The sequence below is a fragment of the Phreatobacter oligotrophus genome, assembly GCF_003046185.1.
Lineage (GTDB): Bacteria > Pseudomonadota > Alphaproteobacteria > Rhizobiales > Phreatobacteraceae > Phreatobacter > Phreatobacter oligotrophus.
The window spans coordinates 1-2,448 of sequence record NZ_PZZL01000056.1 but is presented as its reverse complement, the minus strand read 5'-3'; the positions used below and the strand labels follow the sequence as shown (position 1 = coordinate 2,448).

The 2,448-nt window shown below is 66.7% G+C and carries 3 protein-coding genes; all 3 read right to left on the bottom strand.

All coding sequences use genetic code 11. From position 1 onward, the window contains the following. Positions 1-14: 14 nt before the first annotated feature. Positions 15-1,493: an IS66 family transposase gene (gene tnpC / locus C8P69_RS23320; protein WP_425440786.1), complete on the bottom strand. Its 1,479-nt coding sequence runs from the start codon at positions 1,491-1,493 to the stop codon at positions 15-17. A gap of 98 nt (positions 1,494-1,591) precedes the next feature. After that, positions 1,592-1,918: an IS66 family insertion sequence element accessory protein TnpB gene (gene tnpB, locus C8P69_RS23315; RefSeq protein WP_425440788.1), complete on the bottom strand. Its 327-nt coding sequence runs from the start codon at positions 1,916-1,918 to the stop codon at positions 1,592-1,594. A gap of 26 nt (positions 1,919-1,944) precedes the next feature. Then, positions 1,945-2,304, bottom strand: coding sequence for an IS66-like element accessory protein TnpA (gene tnpA, locus C8P69_RS24650; protein WP_425440787.1), 360 nt, complete (start codon positions 2,302-2,304; stop codon positions 1,945-1,947). Positions 2,305-2,448: the final 144 nt, after the last annotated feature.

Below are 2,448 nucleotides of genomic sequence, written 5' to 3'. Positions count from 1 at the left end.
CGTAAGCGCTGTTTTCAGGCCACGGCTTTGAGCGGCCTTGCGGCATAGGCCCAAGGCAAGAGCTCGTCGATCTGGCTCTGCGGGTGTCCGCCGACGATGCGGTTGATGACGTCGGCAAGGTAGGCCTGGGGATCGATGTCGTTGAGTTTGCAGGTCTCGACCAGCGAGGCGATCGTCGCCCAGTGCTCGCCGCCGCCGTCGGAGCCCGCAAACAGCGCGTTCTTGCGGTTGAGGGCGAGCGGCCGGATGGCGCGCTCGACGACGTTGGAGTCGATCTCGATGCGGCCATCGTCGAGGAAGCGGCAAAGGCCATCCCAGCGCGAGAGGATGTAGCGGATGGCCTCCGCCAGCTTGCTCTTCTGGCTGATGAGCGCGAGCTTCTCTCTCAGCCAGGGCTCGAGTGCGCTGGTGATGGGTAGGCTCCTTGCCTGTCGTAGCTCGCGGCGCTCCTCGGCGCTCCGGCCGCGGATCTCTCCCTCGATCCGGTAGAGTTCGGCAATTCGCGCGAGCGCTTCCGTCGCAATCGGCGAGGGACCGGCATGGGCGAGCTCGAAGAACTTCCGCCGCACGTGGGCCCAGCAAAAGGCGAGGCTCACCTCGCCCCGCGACGCCAGCGCCTTGTAGCCCGCATAGCCGTCGACCTGCAGCGTCCCGGCAAAGCCAGCCAGATGCCGGAGCGGCTGCTCGGCCTTGCGGTCCGGAGCATAAAGGTAGGCAACGCCAGGCGGCTCTGTTCCGCCCCATGGCCGGTCGTCCCGAGCATAGGCGAAGAGCTGGCCCGTCTTGGTCCGGCCACGCCCGGGATCCAGGACCGGAGCCGTTGTCTCATCGGCAAAGAGCTTCTCGGACGCCTTCAGCCGCTCGAACAACCGCTCATGGACAGGCTTCAGCAGGAAGGCGGCCTTCCCCACCCAGTCGGCGAGTGTTGATCGGTCCAGGGGCACGCCCTGCCGGGCATAGATCTGCGCCTGGCGGTAGAGCGGCAGGTGGTCCGCATATTTGGCCACGAGGACGTGGGCGACCGTATCCTCGGTCGGGATGCCGCCTTCGATGAGCCGCGGCGGCGCCGGCGCCTGCACCACCACCTCCTCGCAGGCGCGGCAGGCGTATTTGGGGCGGCGGGTGACGATCACCCGGAACTGGGCGGGGATGATGTCGAGGCGCTCGCTCACGTCCTCCCCCATCACATGCAGCATCCCCCGGCAACACGGGCAGGTCTTGTCCGCGATGTCGACGAGCCGTTCGATCCGCGGCAAATGGGCCGGCAGCGATCCCCGGTTCGTCCGCCGCGTCCGGGCCCGAGCCTCGCGCTTGGTCTCGTCAGCCGCTTCCTCGCGCGCCAGTCCCTCAGCCTCGACCTGCTCGACGTCCTCGAGCGCCAGAAGCAACTGCTCCTTCGGTAGCGTCTCGGCCTTCTTGCCGAAGCGGTGGCGCTGCAATTCCTTGATGATCTGCCGAAGCCAAGCGTTCTCTGCCCGCTCCGCAAGAAGCATGGCCTGGAGTGCGACCGGGTCGCTGGGCAAAGGTTCAGCTGCTTCGCTCACATTGCAGATTCAACCATATTTACCAATGGCTTGCCAGCGCAAAGCGATCAGCTCGCCGCTGTCGGAGCCACGATCTCGCGCGTGCCGTGGACGCGGCGCCAATCCAGCCCTTCGAGCAGTGCCTGCAATTGCGCCGGCGTCAGGCGTACGACGCCGTCGGTGATCGCGGGCCACTGGAACCGGCCGTCCTCGAGGCGCTTGGCAAACAGGCACACGCCGGTGCCATCCCAGTAGACCAGCTTGATCCGGTCGGCGCGCCTGGCGCGGAACACATAGATCACCCCGTTGAAGGGATCCGCTCCCATCTCCTCGCGGACGAGCGCGGCCAGCCCTTCGGCGCCCTTGCGGAAGTCTACTGGCCTGGTTGCCACCATCACCCGGACCGGGCCCGTCGGCCCGATCACCGCTGCGCCTTCAAGGCACCGATCACCGCAGCGATGATCGCGGGCGCGGCCCTCTCGCCAATCCGAACCGTGATCCCGTATGCCTCAAGTTCAACGGCAGGAGACCGGGGCCGCCAACGGCGCTGACCGCGTCGACGCGGCTCGTCAGAGGCTTCGGATCCTGTCCGCTCGACCACCGCCGGAACAAACACCGGAAGCGTCTCCGCCGCCTTGCGAGCCTCGCGCCGCCAAGTGAACAACTGTTGCGGCGTCAGGCCATGGCGACGGGCTACCTCCGAGACCACAGCACCTGGTGCCAGGGTCTCTTCCAGAATCCGCGCTCGGTCATCAGCGCTCCAACGGCGCCGGCCGACCACGCCGGTGATGACCTCGAACCGCCGAACCTCACCATCCGGCTCAAGTCTATGGTCAAGCCTAGACACAAAACGATCCTCCAAACGGGATCGTCAGACTGCCGTGTCACGCCATGCCGATGAAGGTGCGGTCGGGACACCGCTTAC

Coding starts and splice junctions, on each gene's coding strand:
- tnpC (WP_425440786.1), bottom strand. CDS start 1,493: ATGCTTCTTGCGGAGCGGGCAGAGAACGCTTGGCTTCGGCAGATCATC.
- tnpB (WP_425440788.1), bottom strand. CDS start 1,918: ATGGTGGCAACCAGGCCAGTAGACTTCCGCAAGGGCGCCGAAGGGCTG.